This is a genomic window from Lonsdalea quercina (assembly GCF_900107885.1).
Taxonomy (GTDB): domain Bacteria; phylum Pseudomonadota; class Gammaproteobacteria; order Enterobacterales; family Enterobacteriaceae; genus Lonsdalea; species Lonsdalea quercina.
In genome coordinates, this window is record NZ_FNQS01000001.1 from 284269 (window position 1) to 298333 (window position 14065).

11 protein-coding genes and 6 tRNA genes are annotated in these 14065 nt (G+C 55.1%); 14 read left to right on the forward strand and 3 right to left on the reverse strand.

From position 1 onward, the window contains the following. Positions 1–168: 168 nt before the first annotated feature. Positions 169–1638, reverse strand: a complete 1470-nt coding sequence (gene nagE / locus BLU64_RS01275; RefSeq protein ID WP_026742753.1) for an N-acetylglucosamine-specific PTS transporter subunit IIBC — start codon at positions 1636–1638, stop codon at positions 169–171. 305 nt (positions 1639–1943) lie between these two features. Between nagE and nagB the strand changes: the two genes are divergently transcribed. The 10 genes from nagB to BLU64_RS01325 all read left to right on the forward strand — a co-directional run bounded on the left by nagB (position 1944) and on the right by BLU64_RS01325 (position 7931). Continuing rightward, the gene (gene nagB, locus BLU64_RS01280) at positions 1944–2744 is read left to right on the forward strand and encodes a glucosamine-6-phosphate deaminase (RefSeq protein WP_026742754.1); all 801 of its coding nucleotides are present in this window, start codon (positions 1944–1946) and stop codon (positions 2742–2744) included. Positions 2745–2765: 21 nt separating this feature from the next. Continuing rightward, positions 2766–3911, forward strand: a complete 1146-nt coding sequence (gene nagA / locus BLU64_RS01285; protein WP_026742755.1) for an N-acetylglucosamine-6-phosphate deacetylase — start codon at positions 2766–2768, stop codon at positions 3909–3911. A 15-nt stretch (positions 3912–3926) separates the two neighbouring features. Continuing rightward, positions 3927–5150 carry a DNA-binding transcriptional regulator NagC gene (gene nagC, locus BLU64_RS01290; protein WP_026742756.1) on the forward strand — a complete coding sequence of 408 codons (1224 nt, stop codon included), beginning with the start codon at positions 3927–3929 and terminating at the stop codon, positions 5148–5150. Between the two features lie 306 nt (positions 5151–5456). Beyond that, a complete protein-coding gene (asnB, locus tag BLU64_RS01295) occupies positions 5457–7118 on the forward strand; it encodes an asparagine synthase B (RefSeq protein ID WP_026742757.1) in 1662 nt (553 codons plus the stop codon). Positions 7119–7341: 223 nt separating this feature from the next. Then, positions 7342–7418, forward strand: a tRNA-Met gene (locus tag BLU64_RS01300). Positions 7419–7425: 7 nt separating this feature from the next. Beyond that, positions 7426–7510, forward strand: a tRNA-Leu gene (locus BLU64_RS01305). Between the two features lie 30 nt (positions 7511–7540). After that, positions 7541–7615 (forward strand) — tRNA-Gln (locus BLU64_RS01310). Positions 7616–7651: 36 nt separating this feature from the next. Continuing rightward, positions 7652–7726, forward strand: a tRNA-Gln gene (locus BLU64_RS01315). A gap of 47 nt (positions 7727–7773) precedes the next feature. Further along, positions 7774–7850, forward strand: a tRNA-Met gene (locus BLU64_RS01320). Positions 7851–7856: 6 nt separating this feature from the next. Further along, positions 7857–7931: transfer RNA gene (locus BLU64_RS01325), tRNA-Gln, on the forward strand. A gap of 170 nt (positions 7932–8101) precedes the next feature. Here BLU64_RS01325 and BLU64_RS01330 read toward each other — a convergent pair. Together BLU64_RS01330 and ubiF are read right to left on the reverse strand one after the other, a co-directional pair. Continuing rightward, positions 8102–8434, reverse strand: coding sequence for an SMR family transporter (locus BLU64_RS01330; RefSeq protein WP_071999775.1), 333 nt, complete (start codon positions 8432–8434; stop codon positions 8102–8104). A 100-nt stretch (positions 8435–8534) separates the two neighbouring features. After that, positions 8535–9701 carry a 3-demethoxyubiquinol 3-hydroxylase gene (gene ubiF, locus BLU64_RS01335; RefSeq protein ID WP_026742759.1) on the reverse strand — a complete coding sequence of 389 codons (1167 nt, stop codon included), beginning with the start codon at positions 9699–9701 and terminating at the stop codon, positions 8535–8537. 198 nt (positions 9702–9899) lie between these two features. Here ubiF and miaB point away from each other — a divergent pair, with 198 nt between their 5' ends. The 4 genes from miaB to corC all read left to right on the forward strand — a co-directional run bounded on the left by miaB (position 9900) and on the right by corC (position 14059). Beyond that, a complete protein-coding gene (gene miaB / locus BLU64_RS01340; RefSeq protein WP_074727863.1) occupies positions 9900–11324 on the forward strand; it encodes a tRNA (N6-isopentenyl adenosine(37)-C2)-methylthiotransferase MiaB in 1425 nt (474 codons plus the stop codon). A gap of 219 nt (positions 11325–11543) precedes the next feature. Beyond that, the gene (locus BLU64_RS01345; RefSeq protein WP_074727731.1) at positions 11544–12599 is read left to right on the forward strand and encodes a PhoH family protein; all 1056 of its coding nucleotides are present in this window, start codon (positions 11544–11546) and stop codon (positions 12597–12599) included. Next, positions 12596–13060, forward strand: coding sequence for an rRNA maturation RNase YbeY (gene ybeY / locus BLU64_RS01350; protein WP_074727733.1), 465 nt, complete (start codon positions 12596–12598; stop codon positions 13058–13060). The genes BLU64_RS01345 and ybeY overlap by 4 nt, the downstream gene beginning before the upstream one ends. 120 nt (positions 13061–13180) lie before the next feature. Further along, on the forward strand, positions 13181–14059 hold the full coding sequence (gene corC, locus BLU64_RS01355) for a CNNM family magnesium/cobalt transport protein CorC (RefSeq protein ID WP_026742763.1): 879 nt from the start codon (positions 13181–13183) through the stop codon (positions 14057–14059). Positions 14060–14065: the final 6 nt, after the last annotated feature.

Sequence of the window (14065 nt, forward strand, 5' to 3'; positions counted from 1 at the left end):
TAATGATCCAACAAGCCACGCCGGGAAACAACCGTTTGTTTCACCTAAATTGCATGGAAGTGAACGGCATAAAAAACGGGGTGAAGTTTTATCTTCACCCCGTTACGAATCTTCCAATGACGGGATCAGCCCGGAGGGGTCACCCGTTTTGCACCAGACGAATAAAGTTTAGCCTGTTTTTTGCGAAGCCTGCCGCAAAGCGGACGCAATACTTTCAGCCTGCGTCCCCACCACAATCTGCACGCTTTGCGCGTTCAAACGAATGACGCCAGAAGCACCCAGCTGCTTGGCTAACGCTTCATCCACCCGCCCGGAGTCTTTCACATTTAAGCGCAGACGCGTGATGCAGGCGTCGATGCCAGTCAGGTTCTCTTTTCCCCCGACGGCGCGCAAATAACCCTCGGCCACCATTTCCAGCTTGTCTGGAGACGAAGCCGCCGTATATGGGGTTGCGGACGCTTCGCGTCCCGGCGTCAGGAGATTGAAACGCTGAATGGTAAAGCGGAACACAACGTAGTAGATGACGAAGAATGCCAGCCCCTGCGGGATCAACATATACCATTGCGTCGCCAGCGGGTTACGGGACGAGAGCACCATGTCCACCAGACCCGCGCTGAAACCGAAACCGGCAATCCAATGCATGCTGGCGGCGATGTAGACTGACAGCCCGGTCAGCAGCGCATGCAGAAAATACAGCACCGGCGCTACAAACATAAAGGAGAACTCCAGCGGCTCCGTGATCCCGGTAAAGAACGCGGCAAAAGCGCCGGCGATCATAATTCCGGCCACCCGACTGCGATTCTCAGGGCGGGCACAATGGTAAATCGCCAACGCCGCGCCCGGCACGCCAAACATCATGATAGGGAAGAAGCCCGCCTGATAACGACCGGTGATGCCGGGAATCGCTTTACCCGCATCAATCGCCTGCTGCCCGCTCAGGAAATTAGGAATATCGTTGATCCCCGCGACGTCGAACCAGAAGACGGAGTTCAACGCATGATGCAGACCAACGGGGATTAGCATACGGTTAAAGAAGGCGTAAATACCTGCGCCGACGGAGCCAAGCCGCTGGATGTGTTCGCCGAAGGAGACCAGCCCACCGTAGATCACCGGCCAAACGTACATGAGAATGGCGGCGACGACAATCATCAGCATAGAGGTGAGGATCGGCACCAAACGGCGGCCGCTGAAGAAAGAGAGAGCCCGCGGAAGCTCAACCCCGCTGAAACGGTTATAAAGTTCCGCCGAAATTACCCCGACCAGGATGCCGACGAACTGGTTTTCAATTTTACCGAACGCTGCCGGAACTTGGTCCAGCGGGATTTGCTGAATCATGGCGACCGCAGCTGGCGAGCACAGCGTGGTCAGAACGAGATAGCCCACGAACCCGTTCAACGCCGCGGAGCCATCTTTGTCCTTGGACATTCCATACGCAACGCCGATGGCAAACAGCACCGACATGTGTTCAATGATGGCAGCGCCAGATTTGAGCAACAGCGCGGCCAGCGCGTTCTGGCTGCCCCATCCCGTCGGGTCGATCCAATATCCTGCCCCCATCAAAATGGCGGCGGCAGGCAACGTGGCGACAGGCACCATCAGCGCCCGGCCTATATTCTGTAGATAACCGAGTATACTCACTTTCCTCTCTCCCCTTGCGAACAATGAAACAGCCAGTCGATGCATTCGTTTTAGTCCCATCCTGCGGATAGGTTTTGAGTGTAAGAAAAATAATTTTTATTGCGAAATAACATCACTGATTATGTGATAAACCTCACCTAAAAATCACATATAAAAAGTTTATGGGTAGAGCCATCACCACACTTATTTCAAGATAAAAAAAAACGCGCTAGACTACATTTCGTAGCACGATGGTGGAATATCGCCGTGTCATTCGACTATAGACCTAAATTTCAAGCGCTTGCTGACGCTTCAGGAGAACGCCAATGAGACTGATCCCGCTTAACACCGCCGAGGAAGTCGGCAAATGGGCCGCACGTTATATTGCAGAGCGCATTAACGACTTTCATCCTACGCCCGAAAAACCTTTCGTTCTGGGGCTTCCCACCGGCAGCACGCCGCTGGAAGCCTACAAGGCTTTGATTGCGCTACACAAGGCGGGCGAAGTCAGTTTCCAGCATGTCGTTACCTTTAATATGGACGAATACGTCGGGCTTCCGCCGGATCATCCGGAGAGCTATCGCACCTTCATGTTCCAGAATTTCTTTAATCACATTGATATCCCACATGAAAACATTAATCTGTTGAACGGAAACGCGAAGGATATCACCGCGGAGTGTCAGCGTTATGAGGACAAAATCCGCGCTTACGGCAAAATTCACCTGTTCATGGGCGGCGTAGGCAGCGATGGTCATATCGCTTTCAACGAACCGGCATCATCTCTGGTGTCGCGCACGCGCATCAAAACACTGACCGAAGAAACCCGCGTCGCCAACTCGCGCTTTTTCGGCGGCAACGTCAGCCTGGTTCCCAAATACGCGCTGACCGTAGGGGTCGGCACGCTGCTCGATGCGGAAGAAATCATGATTCTGGTCACCGGTCGGAACAAGGCGCAGGCGCTACAGGCCGCGGTTGAAGGCAACGTCAATCATCTGTGGACCATCAGCTGTCTACAGCTGCATGCCAAATCGATGATGGTCTGCGACGAACCTTCGACGATGGAACTGAAGGTGAAAACCGTTAAATACTTTCGCGAACTGGAAGCTGAGAACCTCACACATTTTTAATCGGTTAGCCGGGAGCTCACGATGTACGCTTTAACTCATGGCCGCATTTTTACCGGCCATCAAATTCTCGACGGTCACGCCGTTGTCATTGCCGACGGCCTGATAGACCGTGTTTGTCCGCTGAACGCATTACCGGCCGATATTGAAACACGCGACCTCAACGGCGCCCTGCTCGCTCCGGGATTTATCGACCTTCAGTTAAATGGCTGCGGCGGCGTGCAGTTTAACGACACGCTGGATAATATCTCGGTCAAAACGCTGGAAATCATGCAGCAGGCCAATGAAAAATCCGGCTGCACCAGTTTCCTGCCGACGCTGATTACCGCTTCTGACGACTTCATCCGGCGCGGAGTGGAAGTCATGCGCGCCTATCTGGCGCAGAACAATCATCAGGCGTTGGGGCTGCACATAGAAGGCCCATGGCTGAATCCCATCAAGAAAGGCACCCATGACATTACGCTGATCCGCCAGCCGGAAGAGGCGTTGGTCGAATTTTTGTGCGCCAATGCGGACGTCATCACCCAAATCACGCTGGCGCCCGAGCAGGTCTCCACCAACGTCATCCAGCGGTTGACCCGCGCCGGCATTATTGTTTCCGCCGGCCACTCCAATGCGACCTGGGAAGAGGCCAAACGCGGTTTCGCCGCCGGCATCCGCTGCGCCACGCACCTTTTTAACGCCATGCCGGTGGTGGCCGGGCGAGAACCGGGGCTGGTCGGCGCGATTTACGACGCGCCGGAAATCTATAGCGGCATTATCGCCGACGGCCATCACGTCAGCTGGGCCAACATCCGCAACAGTAAACGCATCAAGGGCGACCGACTGGTCTTGGTCACCGACGCCACGGCGCCCGCCGGCGCCGAAATTGACCAGTTCATTTTTGCCGGCAAACCCATATACTACCGCGACGGCATCTGTGTGGATGAGAACGGCACCCTCAGCGGGTCGGCGCTCACCATGATCGATGCGGTACGCAATTGCGTAGAACAGGCGGGGATCGCCCTGGATGAAGCGCTCCGAATGGCCACGCTCTACCCTGCCCGCGCCATCGGGGTCGACCACCGACTGGGCAGTATCGAGTGCGGCAAAGTCGCGAATCTGACGGCGTTCACCCGTGATTTCCATGTCATCAATACTTTTGTCAACGGCGAGGAAGTATTGAACTAAGTCGGGCAACTTTTCATGACCACAGGCGAGCAGGCGAAGATAGGCAATATCGATCTGGTAAAGCAGTTAAACAGCGCGGTAGTGTACCGGCTCATCGACCAGCAAGGTCCCATCTCCCGGATACAAGTCGCCGAACAGAGCCAGCTTGCGCCCGCCAGCGTCACGAAAATCACTCGCCAACTGCTGGAGCGTGGGCTGATTAAAGAAGTCGATCAGCAAGCCTCCACCGGGGGTCGCCGGGCAATCTCGATTGTGTCGGAGACCCGCCCTTTCCATACCATCGCTGTCCGCCTCGGACGCCACGACGCGACCATCGCGCTCTATAATCTGGAAGGGCGGCAGCTGGCGGAAATGCACTATACCCTGCCGGAGAAGACGCAGGAGACGGTGGAAACCGCACTCTTCAAGGCGATAGACCATTTCATCTGTCAGCATCAAAACCGCATTCGCGAACTGATCGCTATTTCCGTGGTGCTGCCGGGACTGGTTGACCCTACCGCCGGCCTCGTCCGCTACATGCCGCATATCAACGTCGACAACTGGCCGCTGGTGGAGCATTTGCAGGAGCGCTTCGAGGTCAACTGCTTTATCGGCCATGACATTCGCAGCCTGGCGCTGGCCGAACACTATTTCGGCGCAAGCCGCCAATGTCAGGACTCTATCTTGATTCGGGTGCATCGCGGCACCGGCGCGGGGATCATCGTCAATGGGCAGATTTTTCTCGGCAGCAACGGCAACGTCGGCGAAATCGGTCATATTCAGATCGATCCGCTGGGGGATCACTGTCATTGCGGCAATTTCGGCTGTCTGGAAACGGTGGTATCCAACTCCGCCATTGAGCAGCGCGTTCTGCATCTGCTGAAACAGGGTTACCCCAGCAAGCTCACGGAGGAAACCAGCCAAATCGCGCCGATCTGTCAGGCCGCCAACCGTGGCGATGCGCTCGCGCACGAAGTGATTGAACATGCAGGATTGTATCTGGGCAAGGCCATCGCTCTGACGGTCAACCTATTCAACCCGCAGCAGGTCGTGATCGCCGGGGAAGTGACCGCAGCGGCGAAAATTTTGCTGCCGGCCATCCAGCGCTGCATCAATACGCAGGTATTGAAGGACTTTCGCAATAACCTGCCCATCGTGGTTTCCGAACTGCATCATCTGTCCGCCATCGGCGCTTTCGCGCTGGTCAAACGGGCGATGCTTAACGGTACGTTGCTGATTCGTCTGCTGGAAAAAGAGTAAGCGCCTATTGAGGCCATAAGGCCGAATTATGGAATCACCAAAAAAAGGCGCATCCCGTAAATGCATTTTATTGAATGTTTATTATATTGCGCTAAATATTAAGCATTCCTCATCATGAATGCTTTTTTCATTGAAGGTTATTGAACTCAAGTGCCATTTTGATGCTAAATCTTCGTTACTGACACAGCAGCGGTACATACTCGCGGTCATTCGGCATAGAAACATCGCTCCATCCACTGCTGGCAACACTTCATTTATTTGACTCGCGACCCCTCGCGAGATCGGCGAATCAAGGAGCTTCATTTTATGTGTTCTATTTTTGGTGTGCTTGATCTGAAAACCGACCCGGTCGAACTGCGTAAAAGAGCGCTGGAGCTGTCCCGCCTGATGCGCCACCGCGGCCCGGATTGGTCCGGCATCTATGCCAGCGATAAAGCGATTCTGGCGCATGAGCGTCTTTCAATCGTTGATGTCAACACCGGCGCTCAGCCGCTGTACAACAAGTCACGCACCCACGTTCTGGCCGTCAACGGCGAAATTTACAACCATCAGGAACTGCGTGAGAAATACGCCGACCGTTACGAATTCCAGACCGGTTCCGACTGTGAAGTCATTCTGGCTCTCTATCAGGAAAAAGGACCGGAGTTCCTTGACGAGCTGTACGGCATGTTCGCCTTCGCGCTATACGACAGCGAAAAAGATGTTTACCTGATTGGTCGCGACCATCTGGGCATTATCCCGCTGTATATGGGTTACGACGAACATGGAAACTTCTATGTCGCGTCCGAAATGAAGTCGCTGGTGCCTGTATGCCGCACGATTAAAGAATTTCCGGCTGGCAGCTACCTGTGGAGCCAGGAAGGAGAAGTTCGCGAATACTACCGTCGCGATTGGTTTGACTACGAAAACGTTAAAGACAACGTGACGGATAAAGAACAACTGCGCGACGCGCTGGAAGAGTCTGTTAAAAGTCATTTAATGTCTGATGTTCCTTACGGCGTACTGCTGTCCGGCGGACTGGACTCCTCTATTATTTCCGCCATCACCAAAAAATACGCGGCTCGCCGTGTGGAAGATGATGCGCGCAGCGAAGCCTGGTGGCCGCAGTTGCACTCTTTCGCCGTCGGTCTTAAAGGCGCGCCGGATTTGAAGGCGGCCAAGCAGGTGGCTGACCATCTGGGCACCGTGCACCACGAGATTAACTTTACGGTGCAGGAAGGCCTGGACGCCATCCGCGATGTGATTTACCACATCGAAACTTACGACGTAACGACCATTCGCGCGTCCACGCCGATGTATCTGATGTCCCGTAAAATCAAAGCAATGGGAATCAAAATGGTGTTGTCCGGTGAAGGCGCCGACGAAGTGTTTGGCGGCTACCTTTACTTCCATAAAGCGCCTAACGCCAAAGAGTTCCACGAAGAAACCGTGCGCAAACTGCTGGCGCTGCATCAGTACGACTGCGCTCGCGCCAACAAAGCGATGTCCGCATGGGGGGTTGAAGCCCGCGTTCCTTTCCTGGATAAGGCGTTCCTCGACGTGGCGATGCGCGTTAACCCGAAAGACAAGATGTGCGGCAACGGCAAAATGGAAAAACACATTCTGCGCGAGTGCTTCGAGTCTTATCTGCCGCACGACGTGGCATGGCGCCAGAAAGAGCAGTTCTCCGACGGGGTCGGTTACAGCTGGATTGATTCGCTAAAAGAGATCGCTGCGGAACAAATTTCCGACCAGCAGATGGAAACCGCGCACTTCCGTTTCCCGTACAACACGCCGACGTCTAAAGAAGGCTACCTGTACCGTGAAATCTTTGAAGAGCTGTTCCCGGTTCCCAGCGCTGCGGAATGCGTTCCCGGGGGACCGTCCGTCGCCTGCTCTTCCGCCAAGGCGATTGAGTGGGACGAATCCTTCAAAAAGATGGACGACCCGTCTGGTCGCGCCGTAGGCGTGCACCAGTCAGCCTACTAACCGTCGATTTCACCGTTCTCACACTAAACGGGCCTCCAGAGGCCCGTTTTCCTTATCGATGATGGCAAAAAAAACGGCCTTTTGACGCTTTTCTGTTCATACTGTTCATAAGCCAGACAAACGGCCGCCGACAGGCCATTTTCGGGAAAAAATGTGTTGACGGTTCAAAGTCAACTACGCATAATGCGCCCCGCAACGCCGATGAAGGTGACGCGGAAAAGATGGCTACGTAGCTCAGCTGGTTAGAGCACAGCACTCATAATGCTGGGGTCACAGGTTCGATTCCCGTCGTAGCCACCATCTTTTTGCGGGAGTGGCGAAATTGGTAGACGCACCAGATTTAGGTTCTGGCGCCGCAAGGTGTGCGAGTTCAAGTCTCGCCTCCCGCACCATGTAATCTTCTAGGTCAAGCAACGTTTTATTGGGGTATCGCCAAGCGGTAAGGCACTGGGTTTTGATCCCAGCATTCCCAGGTTCGAATCCTGGTACCCCAGCCAATTTTAGTGAGACACTTCATCGGAAGTGCAACCCGTTGGGGTATCGCCAAGCGGTAAGGCACCGGATTCTGATTCCGGCATTCCCAGGTTCGAATCCTGGTACCCCAGCCAAACATTCGTCACGAAGAAACTTGTCTTCTGACAAATAGCAGTACCAAGGCTACGTAGCTCAGCTGGTTAGAGCACAGCACTCATAATGCTGGGGTCACAGGTTCGAATCCCGTCGTAGCCACCATATTATTGGGGTATCGCCAAGCGGTAAGGCACCGGATTCTGATTCCGGCATTCCCAGGTTCGAATCCTGGTACCCCAGCCACGAATACAAAAAAGCCTGCTTATGCAGGCTTTTTTGTTGCTGGCGAGCCATCCTAAATCGCGTGACTCATTCCAGTCTCAATGCGGTAATTCCCCACCAAACATTGTAACCACATGACCGGCACACCGACCGGCGTCTCGCCAACGCTTATCCTTTTTCATCTTTCGATATTAATGCGCGACGGATTTGGAAAAGACGTTAATCACGATCACGCCGGCAATAATCAGCCCCATGCCCAGCACGGCGGGTAAATCCAGACGCTGACCATAGATCGCCCAGCTAACGGCAGCAATTAATACAATCCCCGCACCGGACCAGATGGCATAGATGACGCCGGTCGGGAGCGTGCGCATCGTAATGGTCAGGCAGTAGAAGGCCACCGCATAAAACACCAGGGTAACAATGCTGGGCACCAAACGGGTAAAGCTATCCGATAGCTTAAGCGCCGTAGTGGCAATCACTTCAGCGACGATCGCTAGAACCAGATACAGATATGTCATCATTCTCTTCACACAGATTTTTGTTGGATAAACACGATGTTCAGCGCAGTACGGCGCACTGTAACGCGCCGTGGTTAAACGCGGCCTAGACCGGCCGCCTGAACTAAAGCCCCAGCGCGTACTTCAGCGCCTGCTGTTTCAGCTTCCCGGCGCGTTGCGCCGCCATCAGCGCCACATTCCTAGCGAACGTCAGTGGAGCGAGGCGGTTGCTGAAAGCCCCGTAGAATAAATCCATCCCGCTTTGCATCAGCAGATTGTCTGTCCTGCGTTGTTGCTGATAACGCTGGAGTACCGACACCTCATACCAGCGCTCACCGCGGTCCCGCGCCTGAGTGACCACCGTCAGCAAAGCTTCGACATCACGGTAGCCGAGATTCACGCCCTGCCCCGCCAGTGGGTTGATAGTGTGCGCCGCATCGCCTAGTAGTGCCAGTCCCGGCGCCACATAGCGCTGGGCATGGCGACGAATCAATGGAAATGCGCCTGCCGCCACGGCATTGACCCGCCCGGTACGCGCAGGAAAGGTCTCTGCGATGGCGTCGTCCAACTGAGTCATCGACAGGCTCTGCAATTGGCGGATGCGCTGCGGGCTGTCGTACCACACCAACGACCCCCACTGGTCGAACAAAGGCAAAAAGGCACGCGGACCATCCGGCGTAAACTGTTGCCAGGTCACATCCTGCTGCGGCCCTTCCGTGCGAACGCTAATTAACATACAGGACTGGCGATACTGCCAACCGCTGACGCCAATTCCGGCCCACTGGCGAACCCGCGACTGCGCACCATCCGCGCCCACCACCAACGTCGTTTCGATAACGGCGTCGTCATCCAGCGTCAATCGCCAGACCGGCGCATCATAGTCCAGCTGTTTAAGGTGCCGCGGGCAGAAAAACGTCACTCCCTGCGTATTTTCCAGCGACTGCCATAGCGCCAGTTGCAATACCCGGTTTTCGACCATGTAACCCAATTCCGGCAAGCTCAGCTCGCTGGCGTCGAACGCGACCCGGGCGCTGTCCCACTCCCAGGTTTCCAGCCGTCGATAGGGCGCGCTGCGCATTTTTTCTACGTTCGCCCATGCTCCTAGCTGGCGCAACAGCGCCACGGAAGCATAGCCGATGGCCGATAGGCGCAAATCCGGCGGGCTTTCGGCATCAAACGCGGGTGGCGCTTCCTGCTCCACCAGCGCCACCTGAAAACCATTTTGCGCCAATCCTAATGCGGCGGCGGCGCCCACCATGCCCCCGCCGACAATGACTGCGTCAAAGTGCATACGTGCCCCACTGTTATCTAAGAGAGTCCCGTGTATGACAGGAAGAGAATTAAGCACAGTTTACTGGATTTCAGCCGTTTTTATCAGAAAAGCGAAGATGGGCGCATGCTGGTCACAGCGGCGCCAAACGATTACAATACGCGCCCGCATCAAGGTAAAGCGTGTTCACCCGAACTGAGTAATGGCAAGTCGATGACAATGACAAAAAAACTGCATATAAAAACCTGGGGCTGTCAGATGAACGAATACGATTCATCCAAGATAGCCGGCTTACTGGAAAGTACTCACGGTTATGAGCTGACCGAAATCGCAGAAGAGGCGGACATTCTGCTGCTGAACACCTGTTCAATCCGTGAAAAGGCGCAGGAAAAAGTCTTTCATCAGCTCGGCCGCTGGAAAGCGCTGAAAGACCGCAATCCAAACCTGATCATTGGCGTCGGCGGCTGCGTCGCTTCCCAGGAAGGCGCGCACATTCGCGAACGCGCCCACTACGTGGACGTCATTTTCGGGCCGCAAACGCTGCACCGCCTGCCGGAAATGATTAATCATGTGAACGGCACGCACAGCCCGATCGTTGACGTGAGCTTCCCCGAAATCGAGAAATTCGACCGCCTGCCGGAACCGCGTGCCGAAGGCCCGACCGCCTTCGTCTCCATCATGGAAGGCTGCAATAAATACTGTACGTTCTGCGTGGTCCCCTATACCCGCGGCGAAGAAGTCAGCCGTCCCTGCGACGATGTGCTGTTTGAAGTCGCGCAGCTGGCCGAACAGGGCGTGCGCGAAGTTAACTTGCTGGGCCAGAACGTCAACGCCTATCGCGGCGAAACCTATGACGGTAACATCTGCACCTTCGCCGAACTGATTCGTTTGGTGGCCGCCATCGACGGCATCGACCGCATCCGATTCACCACCAGCCACCCGATCGAATTCACCGACGATATCATCAGCGTGTATGAAGATACGCCGGAGCTGGTCAGCTTCCTGCATCTGCCGGTGCAGAGCGGCTCCGACCGCGTGCTGACGATGATGAAGCGTCGTCATACCGCGCTGGAGTACAAGGCGATAATCCGCAAGTTGCATAAAGCGCGTCCGGGCATTCAAATCAGTTCCGACTTCATCGTCGGCTTCCCCGGCGAGACTAAAGACGATTTTGAGCAGACCATGAACCTGATTGCCGACGTCAATTTCGACATGAGCTTCAGCTTCATCTATTCACCGCGCCCCGGCACCCCGGCGGCCGATATGGTGGACGACGTCAGCGAAGACGAGAAAAAACAGCGTCTGTATCTCCTGCAGGAACGCATTACCCAGCAGGCAATGCGCTTCAGTCGACAGATGATGGGGACCGTACAGCGCGTGCTGGTCGAAGGGACTTCCCGCAAGAACGTCATGGAGCTTTCCGGCCGCACCGAAAACAACCGTGTCGTCAACTTCGAAGGGGCGCCTGAGATGATCGGCAAGTTTGTGGACGTGGAAATCGTTGACGTTTACCCGAACTCGCTACGCGGCATACTGGTCCGCACCGAAGATCAAATGGGGCTACGCGTGATTGAATCGCCGGCGGCGGTCATCGCCCGTACCCGCAAAGAAAATGAGATTGGCGTTGGCATTTATCAACCCTGATACTCTCGCGAGCAACGGGCAGCCTTCGCTGCCCGAGTTCCCATCCCGATAATCCTGCCTTGTTTTTATGAAACTGCCCCCAATATCGGTAGTGCGACTTGCGCCTTTTCGGGATAGCGATAAATAATCAGGGTTATTCATGCATAGCTGGCAGTCGCCAGTCGACGGGACTCCCGTCTCAATCCGTCCATTTTCCGGTTAAATACCAAGAGGAATAATTTGAACGTAACGACCAAAGAGATCACCCTCGAACCCGCGGACAATAAACGTTTACTCAGCCTGTGCGGCCCGTTTGACGACAATATCAAACAGTTGGAACGACGCCTGGGCATTGAAATCAACCGACGCGATAATCAATTCAAATTAGTCGGTACCGAACTTTGCGTTAAGGCTGCCGCCGATATTCTGCTGCATCTGTATGTTGATACGGCGCCGATGAAAGGCGCGAGCCAGGATATCGACCCAGAACAGATCCATCTGGCGATCAAAGAGTCCGGCGTTTTGGAGCAATCCGCCGACAGCGTGCCTGAATTCGGCAAAGCGGTGAACATTCGCACCAAACGTGGCGTCATCAAACCACGTACGCCCAATCAGGCGCAGTATATCGCCCATATTCTCGATCACGACATTTCATTCGGCGTCGGCCCAGCCGGTACCGGGAAAACCTATCTGGCGGTGGCCGCCGCCGTCGATGCGCTGGAGCGCCAGGAAATTCGCCGAATTCTGCTGACTCGTCCGGCGGTAGAAGCCGGGGAAAAACTGGGCTTCCTGCCGGGTGACTTGAGCCAGAAAGTCGACCCGTATCTGCGCCCGCTGTATGACGCGCTTTTCGAAATGCTGGGCTTCGAAAAAGTCGAGAAACTGATTGAACGTAATGTGATTGAAGTCGCACCGCTCGCTTACATGCGCGGCCGCACGCTCAATGACGCCTTCATCATTCTGGATGAAAGCCAGAACACCACGATCGAACAGATGAAGATGTTCCTGACGCGCATCGGCTTCAATTCGAAAGCCGTCATCACCGGCGACGTGACGCAGATCGACCTGCCGCGCAACCAGAAATCCGGGCTGCGGCACGCAATTGAAGTGCTGTCAGATGTCGAAGAAATCAGTTTCAACTTTTTCCACAGTGAAGACGTGGTGCGCCACCCGGTGGTCGCTCGTATCGTTAACGCCTATGAAGCTTGGGAAACGGCGGAGCAAAAGCGAAAAGACGCGCTGGCCGAACAGCGTAAACGCGAAGCGCTGCAAGCGGCCGGGCAGGAGCCAAAATGACTCAGGTTATTCTCGATCTGCAGATTGCCTGTGAAAGCGGCGATGGCCTGCCCTCAGAGGCGCACTTTCAGCGCTGGCTGGAGGCGGTGCTGCCGCAGTTTCAGGCGGAGTCAGAAGTGACGATCCGCATCGTCGATGAGGCCGAAAGCCACGAGCTGAACCATACCTACCGCGGGAAGGACAAACCCACCAACGTACTGTCTTTCCCGTTCGAAGCCCCGCCGGAAGTCGAACTGCCGCTGCTGGGCGATCTCATCATTTGCCGTCAGGTGGTAGAGCAAGAAGCGGCCGAGCAGGAGAAAACGCAGGAAGAGCACTGGGCACACATGGTGGTGCACGGCTGCCTGCATCTGCTGGGCTACGACCACATTGAAGACAGCGAGGCCGAAGAGATGGAATCGCTGGAAACCGAGATCATGCAAGGGATGGGATACGCCGATCCTTATCTGGCAGAAAAATAAACGGTTACCGAGTTGCGTTAAATTCGGTATCTTACACAGCTATATGCCAGCGGCGGCTGAACACGACCGTTTCCCCGCTGGTTTTCTTACCCTAAACTGAGAGACGTAAACAGATACGCCATGAGCGACGACCATTCTTCCAACAGCGATAACCCCAGCCCCAAAAAGGGCTTCTTTTCTCTTATTCTCAACCAGCTTTTCCACGGTGAACCCAAAGATCGTAACGACCTGCTCACGCTGATTCGTGATTCGGAACAAAACGATCTGATCGATCCGGAAACCCGCGACATGCTGGAAGGGGTAATGGATATCGCTGAACAGCGAGTGCGGGACATTATGATCCCGCGTTCGCAGATGATTACCCTGAAGCACAACCAAACGCTTGAAGAGTGCCTGGACGTGATTATCGAGTCCGCCCACTCCCGCTTCCCGGTCATCAGCGAAGATAAAGACCACATCGAAGGGATTCTGATGGCCAAGGATTTGCTGCCGTTCATGCGCAGCGATTCCGAACCGTTCAGTATGGACAAAGTCCTGCGCCCTGCGGTCGTCGTACCGGAAAGTAAACGCGTCGACCGCATGCTGAATGAATTCCGCTCATTGCGCTATCACATGGCTATCGTCATCGACGAGTTCGGCGGTGTTTCCGGGCTGGTCACGATTGAAGACATTCTGGAACTCATCGTCGGCGAGATCGAAGACGAATACGATGATGAGGAAGATCGCGACATCCGCCACCTGACCCGCCAGACGTATACCGTCCGGGCGCTGACTCCGATTGAGGACTTCAACGAGTCCTTCTCCACCCAATTCAGCGACGAAGAGGTAGATACCATCGGCGGCCTGATTATGCAGGCATTCGGTCATCTGCCGGCTCGGGGGGAAACCATCGAGCTGGGCGGCTACCAGTTTAAAGTCGCCATGGCAGACAGCCGCCGGATCATTCAAGTCCACGTCAGAATCCCTGACCACGCTCCGCAACCCATATTGGAAAACTAGTCAGCT

Excerpts from the sequence above, each read along its gene's own strand:
- ybeY (WP_074727733.1), top strand. The coding sequence starts at position 12,596 with ATGACTCAGGTTATTCTCGATCTGCAGATTGCCTGTGAAAGCGGCGAT.
- miaB (WP_074727863.1), top strand. The coding sequence starts at position 9,900 with ATGACAAAAAAACTGCATATAAAAACCTGGGGCTGTCAGATGAACGAA.
- nagC (WP_026742756.1), top strand. The coding sequence starts at position 3,927 with ATGACCACAGGCGAGCAGGCGAAGATAGGCAATATCGATCTGGTAAAG.
- nagA (WP_026742755.1), top strand. The coding sequence starts at position 2,766 with ATGTACGCTTTAACTCATGGCCGCATTTTTACCGGCCATCAAATTCTC.
- ubiF (WP_026742759.1), bottom strand. The coding sequence starts at position 9,701 with ATGCACTTTGACGCAGTCATTGTCGGCGGGGGCATGGTGGGCGCCGCC.
- corC (WP_026742763.1), top strand. The coding sequence starts at position 13,181 with ATGAGCGACGACCATTCTTCCAACAGCGATAACCCCAGCCCCAAAAAG.
- BLU64_RS01330 (WP_071999775.1), bottom strand. The coding sequence starts at position 8,434 with ATGATGACATATCTGTATCTGGTTCTAGCGATCGTCGCTGAAGTGATT.
- nagB (WP_026742754.1), top strand. The coding sequence starts at position 1,944 with ATGAGACTGATCCCGCTTAACACCGCCGAGGAAGTCGGCAAATGGGCC.
- asnB (WP_026742757.1), top strand. The coding sequence starts at position 5,457 with ATGTGTTCTATTTTTGGTGTGCTTGATCTGAAAACCGACCCGGTCGAA.